General features: G+C 68.4%; 13 protein-coding genes. 3 read left to right on the forward strand and 10 right to left on the reverse strand.

Annotated elements, in window-relative coordinates; genetic code table 11:
• Positions 1 to 10 precede the first annotated feature (10 nt).
• The 6 genes from C560_RS21315 to C560_RS0105495 form a co-directional block, all read right to left on the reverse strand.
• Positions 11 to 709 (reverse strand): hypothetical protein, encoded by a 699-nt coding sequence (locus C560_RS21315; protein WP_043422641.1) that lies wholly within the window; start codon positions 707 to 709, stop codon positions 11 to 13.
• Positions 702 to 2,078 carry a chloride channel protein gene (locus tag C560_RS0105475; protein WP_051533027.1) on the reverse strand — a complete coding sequence of 459 codons (1,377 nt, stop codon included), beginning with the start codon at positions 2,076 to 2,078 and terminating at the stop codon, positions 702 to 704. The genes C560_RS21315 and C560_RS0105475 overlap by 8 nt, the downstream gene beginning before the upstream one ends.
• 269 nt (positions 2,079 to 2,347) lie before the next feature.
• Positions 2,348 to 3,208 carry a DUF427 domain-containing protein gene (locus C560_RS0105480; protein WP_026537432.1) on the reverse strand — a complete coding sequence of 287 codons (861 nt, stop codon included), beginning with the start codon at positions 3,206 to 3,208 and terminating at the stop codon, positions 2,348 to 2,350.
• 69 nt (positions 3,209 to 3,277) lie between these two features.
• Positions 3,278 to 3,886, reverse strand: a complete 609-nt coding sequence (locus C560_RS0105485) for a TetR/AcrR family transcriptional regulator (protein WP_026537433.1) — start codon at positions 3,884 to 3,886, stop codon at positions 3,278 to 3,280.
• 31 nt (positions 3,887 to 3,917) lie between these two features.
• A complete protein-coding gene (gene paaK / locus C560_RS0105490; protein WP_026537434.1) occupies positions 3,918 to 5,246 on the reverse strand; it encodes a phenylacetate--CoA ligase PaaK in 1,329 nt (442 codons plus the stop codon).
• Between the two features lie 16 nt (positions 5,247 to 5,262).
• Positions 5,263 to 5,805, reverse strand: coding sequence for a hotdog fold thioesterase (locus C560_RS0105495; RefSeq protein WP_026537435.1), 543 nt, complete (start codon positions 5,803 to 5,805; stop codon positions 5,263 to 5,265).
• A 91-nt stretch (positions 5,806 to 5,896) separates the two neighbouring features.
• Between C560_RS0105495 and pta the strand changes: the two genes are divergently transcribed.
• Positions 5,897 to 8,008: a phosphate acetyltransferase gene (gene pta / locus C560_RS0105500; RefSeq protein WP_043422711.1), complete on the forward strand. Its 2,112-nt coding sequence runs from the start codon at positions 5,897 to 5,899 to the stop codon at positions 8,006 to 8,008.
• Positions 8,009 to 8,054: 46 nt separating this feature from the next.
• On the opposite strand, the gene C560_RS0105505 is transcribed toward pta, so the two are convergent.
• The gene (locus C560_RS0105505) at positions 8,055 to 8,333 is read right to left on the reverse strand and encodes a hypothetical protein (protein ID WP_026537437.1); all 279 of its coding nucleotides are present in this window, start codon (positions 8,331 to 8,333) and stop codon (positions 8,055 to 8,057) included.
• Between the two features lie 218 nt (positions 8,334 to 8,551).
• Between C560_RS0105505 and C560_RS0105510 the strand changes: the two genes are divergently transcribed.
• A complete protein-coding gene (locus C560_RS0105510) occupies positions 8,552 to 9,721 on the forward strand; it encodes an acetate kinase (RefSeq protein ID WP_026537438.1) in 1,170 nt (389 codons plus the stop codon).
• 61 nt (positions 9,722 to 9,782) lie between these two features.
• Positions 9,783 to 10,364, forward strand: coding sequence for a GNAT family N-acetyltransferase (locus C560_RS0105515; protein ID WP_026537439.1), 582 nt, complete (start codon positions 9,783 to 9,785; stop codon positions 10,362 to 10,364).
• A gap of 148 nt (positions 10,365 to 10,512) precedes the next feature.
• Here C560_RS0105515 and C560_RS21320 read toward each other — a convergent pair whose 3' ends face one another.
• The 3 genes from C560_RS21320 to C560_RS0105530 all read right to left on the reverse strand — a co-directional run bounded on the left by C560_RS21320 (position 10,513) and on the right by C560_RS0105530 (position 16,356).
• On the reverse strand, positions 10,513 to 13,113 hold the full coding sequence (locus C560_RS21320) for a hypothetical protein (protein ID WP_026537440.1): 2,601 nt from the start codon (positions 13,111 to 13,113) through the stop codon (positions 10,513 to 10,515).
• A 7-nt stretch (positions 13,114 to 13,120) separates the two neighbouring features.
• Positions 13,121 to 13,894: a hypothetical protein gene (locus tag C560_RS0105525; protein ID WP_026537441.1), complete on the reverse strand. Its 774-nt coding sequence runs from the start codon at positions 13,892 to 13,894 to the stop codon at positions 13,121 to 13,123.
• A 245-nt stretch (positions 13,895 to 14,139) separates the two neighbouring features.
• Positions 14,140 to 16,356: a S9 family peptidase gene (locus tag C560_RS0105530; protein ID WP_026537442.1), complete on the reverse strand. Its 2,217-nt coding sequence runs from the start codon at positions 16,354 to 16,356 to the stop codon at positions 14,140 to 14,142.
• Positions 16,357 to 16,373 lie beyond the last annotated feature (17 nt).

A 16,373-nucleotide genomic window follows, 5' to 3' on the forward strand; every position in this document is an offset into this window, starting at 1 on the left:
TGAAAAGGTGTTACGGATGAGTTCCCCGGCCCGCGGGAGACGAGGCATCGGTGGATTCTGGACTCAGCATCAGAATCGCGCCGGTGAGGAAGCACAGGCCTCCCACGAATGTGCCGAGATTGGAGAGCTCGGCGTTCCAGACATCGCCGCTCGACGGTATGACAAAGGCCGCGACAGCCGAGATGCCGAACGCAACAGAGCCGGCCACGTTGATCACGCCGATCGTCCACACCCGGGGCCTGGGCCTGCCGGCAATGGCGCGACTGGCATCCCGCAACGCCACACCGCTTGAAACGAGGAAGGCGACTGAACCCAGAGCGTCGGGTCGCCACACCTGCTGCTCGGTCAGCGCAGCACTGAGATTGACCCGCATTGCGTTTGCCGTACTCCAGTTGAACCACAGCGTGCCGGCTAGTTGAACCGCGGCAGCAAGCCAACCGGGATTTCGCGGCGCCCAAACCCAAAACGAATGTCGCGGCGTGGCACCCACGGCCGGGAGCGCGTCAACGGCTTCGCGGTACTGCAGGAACGCCGCAGAGGTGAAGAACAGCGAACCGACGAAGAAGGTGAGCGCACACAAGCGCAATCCCACGGCCTCGGCGTATAGCGGCACCGCTCCCAGGGCGAACAGACTCGAGCCAATAATGAACAACCAGGCGATCCACCGGTCCCGTACGGTCAGACGGCCCGCGCTCGAGGTCTCAGTCATTGTCGGCCCTCGAGGAGGCCCGACGTCGGACGCTGCCGACATCGTCAGGCGCCGCGGGCGCTTTCGGCCCGGGGACCGGAAGCACGTTGGAGATGACGAAGGCCACCGCCACAGCCACCACCACCTGCGGTGTTACGGCCACACCGTCCACTCCCAGCAGCAGCGTGGCCAGCAGCGTCGACGTCAACGGCAGCCGCAGCATGGCCGCGCACATGGCTCCCATGCCCATGCCGAGCCCTGCCGCGAGATTCATTCCGGGCAACCCGCTCGCGGCAATGCCCAGCGCCGCACCGATGAACATCGAAGGGAACACGGGCCCGCCACGAAAAGCGCTCAGCGAGAGCCCGTAGGCCAAGGCCTTACAGGCGATCAGCAGAAGAAGCACAGCAAGCGAGTAGTCCGTGGCGTGTTCGACCAGATCCGGAAGGGCGTCCTGCCCCGAGAACAAGACCTGCGTGAAGCTCTTCCCGGAGATCAACTGGTAGGCCATCGCGGCAAGACCGATCAGCAGGCCGAGCCCAGAGGTCACCAACACCCGGTTCAGGTGCACGAGCGGACGAAGCGAGAGCCCGACCCAGCGGATCAACCATCCCAACAGCGCGCCGACGACGCCCATGATCACCGCCCAGCCCAGCGTCGCCAGGGTCGGCGGCACCGCAGGCGGCACGACGGGCAGCGCCAGCGAGAAGCTGCCCAACCCGGTCCAGCCGTCCAGGCCGACGAACACCAGCGCCCCGACGCCGGATGCCAGCAGTCCGGGCAGGGCCATCAGGCTCAGCGTCATTCCCCCGATTCCGGCGGCCTCCATGATCAGGAATGCACCGAGCACGGGGGATCCGAGCAGGGTACTGATCGCTGCGAAACTGCCAGCCGACGCCATGATCGTCAGGGCCATCGGCGGGGCGTCCTTCTTCGCCAGGTGCACCGCCAACGCCCCGAGGCCGCCACCGATCGCGATCAGCGGACCCTCCGGCCCGAGCACCGCACCGAGGCTGAGCGTGGTCAGCGCCGCGAGAACGATGCCCACCAGCTCCCGGCCGCTGGGCGGACCGCCGCCCGTCTTGAAGCCGAAAGCCGGTGAGTGGCCCCCGGTTCCCGGCAGATACCGGATGGTGGACGCCGTCAACAGCCCACACAGCACCAACCACGGAACCGGCCACCAGGCAGGAGCAGGTCCCCCGAAGACTTGTTCCGGCAGCCCGACGAAGACGTACTGCTGGACCGCCGCGACCAAAGCGAGAAAGCCGTACGCAATGACCGAGATGGGAACGCCCAGGACCGCTGCCAGCACAAGCGCAGAAATGTACGCCCTGGAACGAATGACGACGGCCGGATCGAAACTCGGCGGCGACGCTGCAGGCCCGCTCATTTTCGGCGACCCGGCGCGACTGTGACGATCCGGGTGACCCCGAATGTCCTTCTTCCAGCTCGGGGCGGCGTGCCCGGCCGGCAACACCGCGGGTCACCGGTGATCAACGGGCAGAACATCATCCCTCCTCCTTCCGCCAGACGGCGGGGAGCCTTGAGTGAGGTCTCACAAGCGATAGAGGTGGTCCTTCAGATGTTCTCCAAGCTAGCGCTTCCAGCCGGGAGCAGTCGTCACCCAATGCGGGTGAAAGAGCACTAAAGCGCTGCGGTTCACGCCTCCGGTGCCCCGGGTCCGCCCGGGCGGGACCACGGCGTGACGGGGCGCTCCTGCCGGACGCCGTCCACGGTGATGTCCACTCTTTCATTGAAGAAACTGACAAGTCCGTGGATCTGGGCGGCGTCGAGGAACCGCCGGTCATAGCTCCACGCGACATTCCTGCCCTGCGCGGAACCCGGGTAGCTCCAGTAGCTCGCCTGGCCTTTGTACGGGCAGATAGTCCGTTTGGGGCTTTCCTCCATCAGATCCAGCCGCACATCCGACGGCGGAATGTAGTAGCGCACCGGCAGCATGGTTTCGTAGAGCAGCTGCGCGCCGTTCGTCGCGGCGAGCGTTACGCCGTCGATCCCCACCTCAACGGTGAGCGAGGACGCCCGGATGTCCACGCGGTGGAACGGATCACGGGGGTGGCCGATGATCTCCTCATCGTCCTCGAGCCAGTCGAAAGCGGTGAAATCCAGCACCACATAGCCGGCGAGGTCGGGGTCCGCCGGCCGGAAGGCAGCGCGCGGCAGCCTCGCATGGGAGGTGACGACGTCGAGCTCCTCACCGGCCGCCGTGTGCCTGCCGAACGCCGTGCGCGGATCCAGTGCCGGCGGCCCCTCCCGGCCCATCCTGAAGCCGTGCTCCGGGACGTCGCCCGCCTGCTGCCCCGGCGGCGCGAGCTCGGCCCGGAGCTCACCTTCGGAAACAGCGTAGAGGGGGGTGACGCGTTTCGGCTCCCACACCAGGAGCGCGCCCAGGGTGTCGACGACGGCCCGCCCGCCCGCCAGGGCACGGACCCTTTTCGCGGTGGGCTGATACCGCAAATCAGGGAACGTGCTGAAGAGGACATCAGAGATCTTCGTGGCCATGACAACAGGGTGGGCGTCCGTTATCCTGCCGTCAACGACTCGCCGGGCCACCCGCCGGCCGGCAGGCGGTCAGCGGGGGACGTGAAGGCCGTGGAACGCCATGGTGATGACGTCGTCGGCCAGCTTCTCCGGGGACAGCGAACCGCCCGGCTTGTACCACTCGACGATCGAGTTGATGGTGCCGAACAGCAGCCGGGTGACGGTGCGGGGGTCAATGTCCTGGCGGAGCGAGCCCTCATCCCGGGCCTCGGAAATCAGTGCGGCGACCTTGTGGTCGAAGGTGCGGCGCCGCTCCAGCGCATCCCGCTCGATCTCCGTGTTCCCGCGCAGGCGCAGCAGCAGCGTCACGAACGGCAGCCGCTCCACCAGCACCGAGATGGTCTGGCGGACCACGAACTCCAGCCGGGCATCGGCCGAACCCGAGGTTGCCCCGGGCTGGTCCAGGATCGCCTCGAGCCCGCCCAGGGCGTGGTCCAGGGCGAGCTTCAGCAGGTCGCCCTTGGACGGTACGTGGTGATAGATCGCGGACTTGGAGATGCCCAGATTCTCGGCGAGGATACCCATCGAGGTGGCGTCGTAGCCGTGGCGGTTGAATACGTCTACGGCGATGACCAGCACGGACTGCTGGTCATAGCCGGGGCGGCCGCGCTTGGTGGTGGTGGTTGCTGTGCTGGGCATAGTGGCTAGTTTCTCACGATCGGCTGCTCATTCAGGCCTTGGGACGCAGGTCGTAGATCCGCCGCAGCTTGCCGTTGGACCGCTCCAGGGAGCCGGGTTCGACGACGTCGACTGTGCAGGAGGAGCCGACGTGGATCTTGATCTGCTGCTGCAGGACCTTGGCGGCGTCCGTGGCGCCCTTGACCGTGACGGCGTCGCGGCGCTCGATCTTCACGGTCAGCTGGTCCATGCGCTGTCCCTCGGGCCGGGTCAGCTCCAGCTGGAAGTGCGGGCTGAGCTCGGGGATGCGCAGGGCGATCTCCTCGATCTGGGACGGGAACAGGTTCACCCCGCGCAGGATGATCATGTCGTCGCTGCGGCCGGTGATGCGGCCCATGCGGCGGTGTGCCGGACGCGCGGTGCCCGGCAGCAGCCGGGTGAGGTCCTTGGTGCGGTACCGGATGATCGGCAGCGCTTCCTTGGTGAGCGAGGTGAAAACGAGCTCGCCCGGTTCGCCGTCGCCCAGCACCACCGTGGGGTCGAAGGCGTCGATGATCTCGGGCCGGAAGTGGTCCTCCCAGATGTGGCTGCCGTCCTGCGTTTCCACGGCTTCGCCGGCGACGCCCGGGCCCATGACCTCGGAGAGGCCGTAGATGTCGCAGGCCTTGAGGTTCATGGTGGTCTCGAGCTCGTGCCGCATTTCCTCGGTCCACGGCTCGGCGCCCAGGACCGCGTACTTCAGGGACGTGGAGGCCGGGTCGATGCCCTGCTTGATCATGGCGTCGGCAATCGTCAGCAGGTACGTGGGGGTGGCCAGGATGGCGTCGGGCTTGAAGTCCTGGATGAGCGTGATCTGGCGCTCGGTCTGGCCGCCGGAGATCGGGATGACGGTGCAGCCGAGGGCCTCGGCGCCGGCGTGGGCGCCCATGCCGCCGGTGAACAACCCGTAGCCGTAGGCGTTGTGGACCTTCATGCCGGGCCGGACGCCGGAGGCGCGCAGCGAGCGGGCCACAAGCTTGGCCCAGTCGGCGAGGTCCTTCTTCGTGTAGCCCACCACGGTGGCGCGGCCCGTGGTGCCGGAGCTGGCGTGGATCCGCGCGACCTCGTGCTGGGGCACGGCGAACATGCCGAAGGGGTACTCGAGGCGGAGGTCCTCCTTGGTGGTGAAGGGGAACTTGGCGAGGTCGGAGAGCTCACGCAGGTCCGCCGGGTGGACGCCGGCGGCGTCGAACTTGCGCTTGTACAGGGGGACGCGGTCATAGGCGTAGGCCACCGTGTGCTGCAGGCGGCTGAGCTGAAGCGCCTCGAGCTCGTCGCGGGAGATGGTCTCCTCGCGGTCCAGGACGGCGTCAGTTGTGGCGGCGGCAGTTTCTTGGGTCATCTGTGGGTCCCTGTTTCTATTTCTTGGAGATGGTGCGGCTGCGGCCGCGGAACTCGGCGATGAGTTCGCCCGCAGGGGTGGCGGGGTCCGCGGGGAGTTCGCCCGGGACCGTGGCGGTGGGAACCGAGCCGGTGGGTGCCGGCTGCGGAGTGCCCGCGCCGGCGCCGGGATCGGCGGCGTAGATCTGGACGTCGTAGAGGCCGCTGCGCCCGGTGCTGGCGCGGCGGTTGGCGACGGCGGTCAGGACCTGGCCGCGGAATGCCGGCTTGAGGAAGTTGATGTCGACGCCGGAGGCCACGGTGATGGTGCCGCTGTCGATCCCGGCTTCGCCGGGTTTCGCGCTGGCCGGGTTGCAGGCCAGTGCAAAGGCTGTGTCGCCGAAGGCGAAGATCATTCCGCCGTGGGCCATGCCGAAGCCATTGAGCATTTCCTGCCGGAGCCTCATCCGGATCGTGGCATGTCCGTCGTCCAGTGCGAGAACTTCGATGCCCATCCATTCGGAGGCATAGTCGTCCTTCAGGATTGGGTGAGTGTCACCGGAAATCGTCAGTTCAGCCATGCCTCATTGCCTCCAGCTTTATTTACCGAATGTTCATTAGGTAATCCCATGTGGGTGCCCGCTGTCAAGGGGTGTAAGTATGCTGGGACGCATGGCCAAAGGAATCTATGTCAGCGCGACCACCCCGGGCTCCGGCAAGTCCCTCGTAGCGCTGGGCCTGGCGGACACCCTCCACCGGCACGCGGACCGGATCGGCTTCTTCAAGCCCGTGGTCAACGGCCCCGACGCCGCCTCGGACCCCATGGTGGCCGTCATGAAGTCCCGCTTCGGCCTGGACGACGACCGCTGCCGCGGCGGCCTGACCTTCGCCGAGGTCCGCAGCCTCCTGGCCGAAGGAAAGCGCGAGGAAATCAACTCCCGGTGCGTCGAAATCTTCGCCGACTTGTCCCAGCACTGCGACGTCGTGATCGTCGAGGGAACGGATCTGACCGGGCAGGACGCCGCCGTCGAGTTCGACCTCAACGCCCGGCTGGCCAACAACCTCGCCGCCCCCGTGGTGGCGGTGGTGGGCGCACGCGGCCTCACCGCGCCGGAGGCCGCGGACGCCGTCGAGGTGGCGCGCAAGGAACTCCTCGCGGAGCGCTGCGAGCTCCTGGCGATCATGGTCAACCGTGCCGACCCGGAAGACCTCGACGCCATTGCCGCCGCCGTGAAGCCTGGCGCGTCCGGCCGGCCTGTCTACGTCTTCCCGGAATTGGATGACATCGCCCGGCCCACCACCGGGGAGGTCGCCTCGGCCCTGGGCCTCGGCCAGGTGGCCGGCCTTCCGGACCTGGAACGCGATGTCCGTTCCATCAAGGTCGCGGCGATGAACGTCGCCAACTTCCTGCACGTGCTCAACGACGGCGCGCTGGTGATCGTCCCCGGCGACCGGGCGGACGTGCTCGTGGCCTGCCTGGCGTCCTCGTTCTCGCCGGAGTTCCCGGTGCCGTCGGCCCTGATCCTCACCGGCGGCCTGGCCCCGGACCCGACCATCTACTCACTGCTGGCGCAGGCGCCGTTCCCGATCTTCGCTGCTCCCGACGACACCTACGTCACCGCCAAACGCGTCTCCGAGGTCCGGAGCGAAATCTGGTCCGGGCACCGCCGCAAGATCGCCTCCGCCCTGGGTCTCTGGGCCCGGCGGGTGGACGAGGCCGAGCTCCTGGAGCGCCTTCACCTGCCCCGGCCGGAACGGATGACCCCGCTGCGGTTCCTGCATGAGCTGATCGGGCGGGCCAGATCCCAGCGCCGCCACATCGTCCTGCCCGAGGGCAAGGAACTGCGGATCCTGCGCGCCGCCGAGATCCTGCACCGCCGCGACGTCTGCGAACTCACGGTGCTCGGACGCGAGGCCGACGTCCGCGAGGTCGCAGCCACCCATGGCGTCGATCTCACCGGCATCAACATCGTGGATCCGGCCTCGTCCGAGCTCCGGGGCGACTTCGCCCGCAAGTACGCGGAACTGCGCGCGCACAAGGGCGTGGACCTGGCCAAGGCCCTGGAGGTCATGCAGGACGAAAGCTACTTCGGCACCATGATGGTCCAGCTCGGCGTGGTGGACGGGATGGTCTCCGGCGCCGCCCACACCACGGCGCACACCATCCGCCCGGCACTGGAATTCGTGAAGACCCGGCCCGGCGTCAAGATCGTCTCCTCCGTGTTCCTCATGCTCATGCCGGACCGGGTCCTGGTGTACGGCGACTGTGCCGTGAATCCTGAACCCAACGTGGAGCAGCTCGCGGACATTGCGCTGGCGTCAGCGGAAACGGCGGTGCAGTTCGGCGTCGAGCCGCGGGTCGCGATGCTCTCCTATTCCACGGGCGGCTCCGGCTCGGGCGGGGCCGTGGACCTGGTCCGGGAGGCCACCGAACTGGTGCGCAGCCGGCGCCCGGACCTCGCGGTGGAGGGGCCCATCCAGTACGACGCCGCCGTGGACGCCGCCATCGCCGCGTCCAAGATGCCGGGCTCGTCCGTGGCCGGACAGGCAACCGTGTTCATCTTCCCGGACCTGAACACCGGCAACAACACCTACAAGGCTGTGCAGCAGTCCTCGGGTGCGGTCGCCGTCGGGCCGGTCCTGCAGGGCCTGCGCAAGCCGGTCAACGACCTCTCGCGCGGCTGCACGGTGGAGGACATCGTCAACACCGTGGCCATCACGGCCATCCAGGCCCAGTCCGTGGAGCCCGCTGCCGAGCCGGCACCCGCGGCCGCCAGCGCATAGTCAGCTGTTTTCCGGCTCAGCTGTTTCCGGCTCAGCTGTTTCCCGGTCAGCTGTTTTCCGGCTTTGCCGGGCTGTCGGGATCTTCCTGCTTGGCAGGCTCATCGGCCAGGCCCGCCGGGGTGAGATCCAGGTCCTCCAGATTCTCGGGGGCCTCGGGTGCTTCCCCGACCTCGGCGGCCTTGAGGTTTCCTGTGTCGTCCAGGGCCGGGTTCGCGCCCACGACGCCGGTGGGATCCGGTTTACCGGAACCGCTGGCCGGTTCGGTGCCCTCTGGCTCGGTGCTGTCCGGTCCCGTGCTGTCCGGCTGGGTCGGGTCGTCAGTCATGGAAATCCCTTTCGTGAGTTGTCCAGTTGGTCCGCCGACTCTAGGCGCCCGGCCCGGCTTTCGCAACGGATTGGCGCCCTGGCGTTCCGGCATTTTGGTCCGGCAGTTCCGTCCGGCAATTTATAGTGGATCCCACGGAGCGCTCGGCCAGGCTCCGGCGTGATGCCAGTTACGGCGCACCCTAGGGTAGCGTCGAAGCCAAGGCTTTAGGAGGCCCCATGCTCGTGCTCGTCATCAACTCCGGCTCGTCCTCGCTCAAGTACCAGGTGCGCGACGTCGAGGCCGGCAACGTGCTCACCGAAGGTCTGGTCGAGAAGATCGGCATGGGTGCCGGCGGCGAGGGCGACGGCCAGATCGAGGGCCCGCGCGACCACGCCGAGGCGCTGGAACAGGTGGACGCGGCCATCCACGAAGCCTTGGGGGACCGAGTGCTGGATGCCGTGGGCCACCGCGTGGTGCACGGCGGTGAGCGCTTCGCCGAACCGGTGCTGGTCAACAACGAGATCACCCGGGCCATTGAACGGCTGAACCCGCTCGCACCGCTGCACAACCCGGCCAACGTCCTTGGCATCCGCGCGATCTCGAAGAAGTGGCCCGAACTGCCGCAGGTGGCCGTGTTTGACACCGCCTTCCACCGCACCCTGCCCGAGCACGCCTGGCGCTATGCGGTGCCGGACGAGCTCTACACCAACCACGGGATCCGCCGCTACGGGTTCCACGGCACCTCGCACGAATACGTTGCGCACCGGGCGGCGGCGCTGCTGGATGTTCCGGTCGAGGAGTTCGACGCCGTGATCGCCCACCTGGGGAACGGCGCCTCGGTCACGGCCATCCGAGGCGGCCAGTCGATCGACACCTCCATGGGATTCACGCCCCTTGAAGGCCTGGTCATGGGCACCCGCTCCGGCGACCTCGATCCGTCCATCCTGGTCTTCCTGGGCCGGAACGGCTGGTCCCCCGAGGACCTGGATTCGATGCTGAACCGGCAGTCCGGGCTCAAGGGCCTGGCCGGAAACAACGACATGCGCTCCGTGGTGGAGGCCGCGGAGGCCGGCGACGCCAAGGCAGCCATGGCCCTGGCGGTTGCGTCCTACCGGCTCGCGAAGTACATCGGCGGCTACCACGTGGCCGTTGGCGGCGCGAAGGCCCTCGTGTTCACGGCCGGGATCGGCGAGAACTCACACCAGTTCCGCAACCTGGTGGCGCAGCGGCTCGGTGCCCTCGGCGTCGAGCTCGACGCCGGGCTGAACCGGGAGCGGTCCAGGGAACCGCGCGTCATTTCCACCCCGACGTCGGCCCTGCCGGTCCTCGTGGTGCCCACCGACGAGGAGCGGGCGATCGCAGAGGCAACGGCCGCCGTCGTCGCCCGGGCATCCGTTGCTCCGTAGCCGCCCTTGTGGCGGCTCAAAACGGCGCTTACGGAGCAGTTGATTGGGTAGCGTTGGAGATGTGACCGAACCCAAGCCCCTGCCTCCGCTGCCCATCCGCACTGAACGGCTGGTGCTGCGTCGCTTTGCCGCCGCCGACCTCGATGCCTTCCACGCCTACCACTCGCTCCCGGAAACCGCCCGGTTCCTGCCCCGGGAGGCCAAGAGTTACACCCAGTCGATGGAAACGGTGGGACGGTACGCCAACTTCGAGTTCGAGAAGGAGGGCGACTGGGTGGCCCTGGCCATCGAGGCCCAGGATTCGCCCGGACTCCTCGGCGAGGTGGTGCTGAAATGGCTGGACGGGTGCGGGCAGGCCGAGATCGGCTGGAGCCTGGCCCCGGAGGCGCGGGGCCGGGGCATCGCGAGTGAGGCCGCCCGGGCGCTGCTCAAGCTCGGCTTTGAGGATCTGGGCTTCCACCGCATCGACGCCAAGCTCGATGCCCTGAACACGGCCTCGGCGGCGCTCTGTGAACGGCTCGGCATGCGCCTGGAATCACGGCAGGTGGACAAATGGCACTACAAGGGCGAATGGGCCACGGAGGTGGTGTACGCCATCCTCGCAGACGAGTGGAAGGCCCGGCAGCAGGTATCCGGCGACTGACGGCGCCGGGAAGCCCCAAAACCACGGACCAACGACCTAACGGGACACCGGTCTGACGCAGATGGCCGGAATGAAGTCCCCATTCCGGCCATCTGCGTCAATTCGAACCCGATTTAAACCCGATTTGAACCCGATTCGGGTTCCCGGCTTAGGGCGCCGGCGGCGCGGTCGACGCGGGCGCCGGTGAAACCGTGCCCGGTTCGGGTGCCGCGGGTTGCGTCAGTTGCTGTCCTGCCGGCACCGTGGCAGAGGAACCCGGGGTGGCCCCGGACGACGTCGTACCGCCAGTCGGCGCCGCCGCTCCCGTGGGTCCCGGGGCCGGGGCCTGCGTGCTGCCGGGGGTGGCTCCCGCAGTGGCGCCGGGAGTCGCACCAGGCGTGCTGCCGGTGCTGGCTCCCGTGGTGGCGGCAGGCGTGGCGCCGGAGGTGGCACCGGGAGTGGCCCCCGGCGTCGAGGCCGTGCCGGCGGACCCGGCCGGGGTGGCGTTCGGATCGGCCTTGATGACCGCCATGATCTGTTCCTTATAGGCGCTGAGCCGGCCCTGGATCTCCGAGAGCGGCTGGTTCCGCAGGTCCTTGCCGTAAGCGGCGATCTCCTGCCACAGCGCGTTGAGCCTGGCCATGCCGTCGCTGCTCAGGGGCCCGTCGAGGGTCAAGACAAGCTGGCTGGCCAGGGCGTAGGTCAGGCACCGGACGCAGTTGTAGTTCGCTGACGCCGAGAGGTTTTCCGGAACGATCACGTCGGTCTGGCCCACAATCAGGACCACCTGGAAGCCCACCGCCACGGCGGCGCAGTCCGCGCAGCTGGCAAAGGCGTAGGCCTCATTCCGGGTGTCCACGGTGTCACCGTCCTCGGCCCAGACCAGGGCGAAGGCGACGTCGTAGACCACGGAACCGTCAGTGGTGTTGACCGCGAGCGACTGGTTGCCGTCGTCCTCCGGCGCGGCCGGCTTGTCGAAGGGGAACACCCAGGAAGGGGCAGCGGGCGCCGCCGCGGGGCCGGCCGTGGTGGAGGTGCCGGACTGCCGGGGTACCAGGACCATGCTCAGCTGCGGGTCCTCGCGTGTGGGCCGCCGGGCGCCCTCCGGCCACAGGGCAACGGTCGTTCCTGACTGGCCCTCGGCCATCCGGGCCGCGGTGGCGGCCGGGAAGACGGCGGTGGTGGCGTCGGCCAGGGTGCCGCGCTCGTAGGGCTGGACCGGGCGGTAGGTGTCAGCGCCGGGCCACCAGGCCCAGGCGAGGCCCGCCGCCACCGCCGCGATCGCAACGATGGCGGTGGCACGTTGGAGGGCCTTGCCGCGGGTCTTGCGCCACAACCCGGTGGCCAGCTGGCGGACCAGGCGCAGCAGGATGTACAAGATGCCCAGCACCGGCAGCGCGAGGCAGGCGATCGCGATCACCCGGACGGCGGCGTCGGCGACGTCCCCGGTGGCGACGCTGTGGGAAAGCATGGCCTGCTGCTTCAGGCCGTTGTCCCAGGCGGTGCCCAGGACGCGCGGCAGGGTGAGCACCATGGTGGCCATGCTGAACAGAAGCAGGGGGACCGTGACCAACACCCAGATGGTGACCACGGCCCGCGCCCAGGGCTTCAGGAGCCCGGCTTCGGGATCAGTCTTCCGCCACGGCACCAGGGCCAGCAGCGTGGGTTTGATCCGCTGGAACAGGTCCGGGACGCCAGTAGCGTCGGCCAGGATGTGGTAGCCGTCAAAGCGGACCAGTGGCATCAGCTGCCGGACCATCTGCAGGATCTGGGTGACCACCACAAGCAGCAGCGCATCGAAGCCGGTGGCCCACCAGATGCCCATGATCGCGACGGCCACGATGGCGTTGAAGTACAGTCCGCCGAGGTCCGTGCGCAGCCGGCCGCCGCGCCCCAGCCGGTAGGAATCCGTGACGTCGGTATAGAAGGCCGGCCACATCAGGTACAGGCCCGTCCCCATGGCTCCGGGGGTGGCCCCGCCGCGGCGGGCGGCGGCGGCGTGGCCGAACTCATGGAAACCGGCCGAGAGCACCGTGACCACCAGGATCAGCAGCACCAGGCCGGGGTTGGCGAAGGCCTCATGCGTGGCTGACGCCAGCCCCTTGACCATCAGCACCCACCAGCACGTGGCCAGGAAGGCAGCAGTCACGGCCACCACGATCAAGGGGTTGAACAGCGTGGCGAACGGCGCCGTGATCTTCCGGGTGCGGTCCGGATCGGTCACCGAGTACCGGAACCGCATGCCCAGCAGCGGATTCGATTTCTTCACCGCGGGCTCGGAACCGTCCGCCAGTTGCAGGAGCCCGAGGGGGAGCAGCTGGGAGGTGATCAGCGTGCGGACGTTCTCGGCACTGACGAGCCGTCCGAAACTGTCGCTGGCGTGCCCGGCGATTTCTTCGATGCCCCGCTGGCCGTCGATCGCCTCGAGCACCAGGTACAGCAGGCGGGTGAGCTGGATGGTCTGGCCATCGGCACGGCGCACCAGGGACGGGGCTTCCTTGTAACCGGACCCTTTCGCCTCGCCGATCAGCTGGACGCCGGCGGCCCGCGCCGGAACCGGCTGCAGGGCGACCGCCACGGACGACGCCGGCCCGGCGGCGCCGCGCGCGCCAGCGCCAGCGCCGGAGTCGGCGCCGGCGACGGGCGATGGGGCGCCAGCGCCAGCGCCGGAGTCGGCGACGGGCGATGGGGCGTCGGCTGTGGCGCCGACGGCGGCAGGCGCGGCGGGAGGGCCGTCCTGCCCGGACGGCCCTCCGTGCACTGTGCTCATCTAGGTGCTACTGCTTCAGGTCGGACTGCTGGTCAGCCGACGCCGTAGCGTCGCCATGGATGTCCTGGTTGATGATGGCATCCTGCTGGGCGACGGCGAACGCGTTGCTGTCGATTGAGCCGATGTTGGCGCCGACGGCAGCGTCGATCGGCGCGGCCACGTTGGCGTTGGCGGCCACCGCACCATTGATCGGTGCCGCGATGCCCGCGTTGGCGTCCAGGTTCACGTCGACGTTGAGCAGGTTGCCGCTGAGGGCGCCCGCGGCGCCGGCGGCGGCTCCCACGTCCGTCGGCAGCGCGCCGCCCAGGTCCGGGGCCGTGCCATCCGGCAGGACGCCGGTGGCATCGGCGGGTACGGCGCCGCCGAGGTCGGCCGTGGTAGCAGACGCGGCCGGATCCGTGGCGGCAGGCGCGGGCGCAGGGGCGGCATCGGTACCGGTGCCGGCATCCGCGCCGGTGCCCTGCTCGATGACACTGTCCTGGGTGGAGTCTGCCGTGGCATCGCCTGTGACGCCCTGGTTGATGATGGTGCCCTGGTCGGCGAGGGCCTGGGATTCGGACCCGACTGAGAGCACGTTAGCCGAGGCGGCCGCGTCAATCGGGGCGGCCACGTTGGCGTTGGCCGCGATGCCGAGGTCGATCGGCGCCGCTGCGCTGATCCCCAGGTTCAGGTCGGCGTTCAGGTCCAGGACGGAGGCGACTTCCTTGTCCGGAAGAGCCGTGCCGCCCTGCGCCATCAGCTCATCATCAGTCAACGGGGTCATTCCCTGCTCAACGCTCATAACAAACTCCATCTCCGGCACCCAGTGCCCGGTCAAAGCCCTTCGACGCCCCGCCCCCAGCGGACGGGTTCCACGTCGAAGGCCCATCATGCCAGTAAATAGTAAGCATGATGACCAAATAGGCGGTAGCGGGCTCCCGGATTATTCCCGTAAGGACGGCTGACCGGCCGGAAAACGCATCGGTTGCTCCGTAGCTGCCCTAATGGAGGTCCAAAAGGGCGGCTACGGAGCAACCGACGGGGTTCTTACTTCAATCCGGCTCCGGGCAGCAGTTCGGTGGCGCCGAGGGAATCGGCGACGAACGCGTAGTCCCAGGCCCGTTCGCGCCACTGCACGTACCGGCCCGAGGCGCCGCCGTGGCCGCCCTCCATCTCGATTTTCAGGACGACCGGTTCGCTGCCGGTGTTCACCTCGCGCAGCCGCTGCACCCATTTGGCCGGCTCCACGTAGAGCACGCGGGTGTCGTTGAAGCTGGTGACCGCGGCGATCTTCGGGTACGCCACGGCGCGGACGTTCTCGTAGGGCGTGTACGACTTCATGTACGCGTACACGTCCGGGTCGGTGATCGGGTTGCCCCACTCCTCCCACTCCAGCGCCGAGAGCGGAAGCTCCGGGTCCAGGATGGTGGTCAACGCGTCCACGAACGGGACGGCGGCAACAATCGCCGCGTACTTTTCCGGCGCCAGGTTGGCGACGGCGCCCATCAGCAGGCCGCCCGCGGAGCCGCCCATCGCCGCGATCCGGGCCGGGTCCACCCAGCCGGAACCGGCAAGCCAGTCCGTGGCCGCAATGAAGTCGGTGAACGTGTTTTTCTTGTGCAGCTTCTTCCCGTCGTCGTACCAGTGCCGGCCCAGCTCGCCGCCGCCGCGGATGTGGGCGATCACGAACACGATGCCCCGGTCCAGCAGGGACAGCCGGGGGATCCCGAAGCCCGGATCCATGCTCATTTCGTAGGAGCCGTAGCCGTACACCAGGCCGGCCGCCGTCGAATCCTGCCGGACGGAGGCGTGGCGGAGGACCGAGAGCGGAATCCGGGTCCCGTCGGAGGCCACCGCCCATTCCCGGGTGGCGACGTAGTCCGACGGCGAGTAGCCGCCGAGCACCGGGCTCTCCTTGCGCAGCAGCAGTTCACCGGCTGGGAGCTCCGGAGTGGGCAGCACGAAGTCGTAGACCCGCGACGGGGTGAAGTACGAGGTATAGCCCATCCGGATCACGGGCGCCTCGTAGTCGGAGCCCGCGACGCCGGCCGTATACAGCTCCTCGGCAAACGCAGGTTCCACCGCGGCGCCCTGCTCCGGTGTGCCCAGCCCGGCCAGGGGCAGGACCTGGACCCGTTCAATGGTGTCCTTGCGCACGGAGACCACCGCGTGGGTCGACGTGACGCCGGCGCCGTTGACCCGGACCTGGTCGGAATGGGCGACGACGGTGTCCCAGTGCTGCTCGGCGAGCGGCTTGGCGAGCTCGGCCGGGTCCACCAGCGAGACCATGGAATTGATGGCGTCCTTGTCGTGGGTGAGCAGGATCCGCTCCTGGCCCCGGCCCGAGGCGTCCGTCAGCAGGAACGGCTCGGCCTCGTAGAGGATGCGCTCGTCGCGGGAGATCACGGTGCGCAGGCCGGCGTCGAGGTCGTCAAAGCGCAGCAGGCGTGTCTCGCTGAACTCGGAGCAGCCGATGCTGAGCACCAGGTGGCGCCGGTCGGCCGAGAGCTCGAAGCCGAGCCACATGGCGACGTCGTCCTCCTGGTAGATGACCGTGTCCTCCCCGACAGGTGTGCCGAGCACGTGGGACTTGACCTGGTACGGCCGCCACGAGTCGTCGACCACGGTGTAGAAGATCCGGCTGCCGTCGGGGGAGAAGGAGATGCCGTAGAAGACGTTCTCGATCACGTCCGGCAGCAGCTCGCCGGTGCGGAGGTCCTTGATCCGCAGCGTGAAGCGCTCGTCGCCGGCGTTGTCCACGGCATAGGCATAGAGGGTGCCGTCGATGGTCGTGGCGGCCCCGCCCACGGCGAAGAACGGCTTGCCCTCGGCCTCGAGGTTGCCATCGAGGAGGACTTCCTCGCCGGGGATGACGACGCCGGCCTCCACGGCCGGGGGAGTCCAGTCCGCGACGCGGTCCCCGGTGTCCTGGCCGCGCACACGGCAGTGGATGCCGTACTCCTTGCCCTCGACGGAGCGGGTGAAGTACCACCAGCCGTCCTTGCGGTTCGGGACGGAAAGGTCAGTTTCCTGGGTGCGGCCCTTGATTTCCTGGAAGATCGCTTCGCGCAGCGGCTCCTGGTGCGCGGTTACGGACTCCTGGTAGGAGTTTTCCGCTTTGAGCAGGTCCACGACCTCTGCGGACTCCTTGTCCCGGAGCCACTCGTAGTTGTCCTCGAATGCGTCGCCGTGGTGGGTGCGCACCGAGGGAACTTTCCGGGCGACGGGAGGCTGCGGGGACGGCTGGGCGGGAGTCTGGGTCATGGACCCAATCTACCGAA

It is taken from the genome of Arthrobacter sp. 9MFCol3.1 (assembly GCF_000620385.1).
GTDB lineage: Bacteria > Actinomycetota > Actinomycetes > Actinomycetales > Micrococcaceae > Arthrobacter.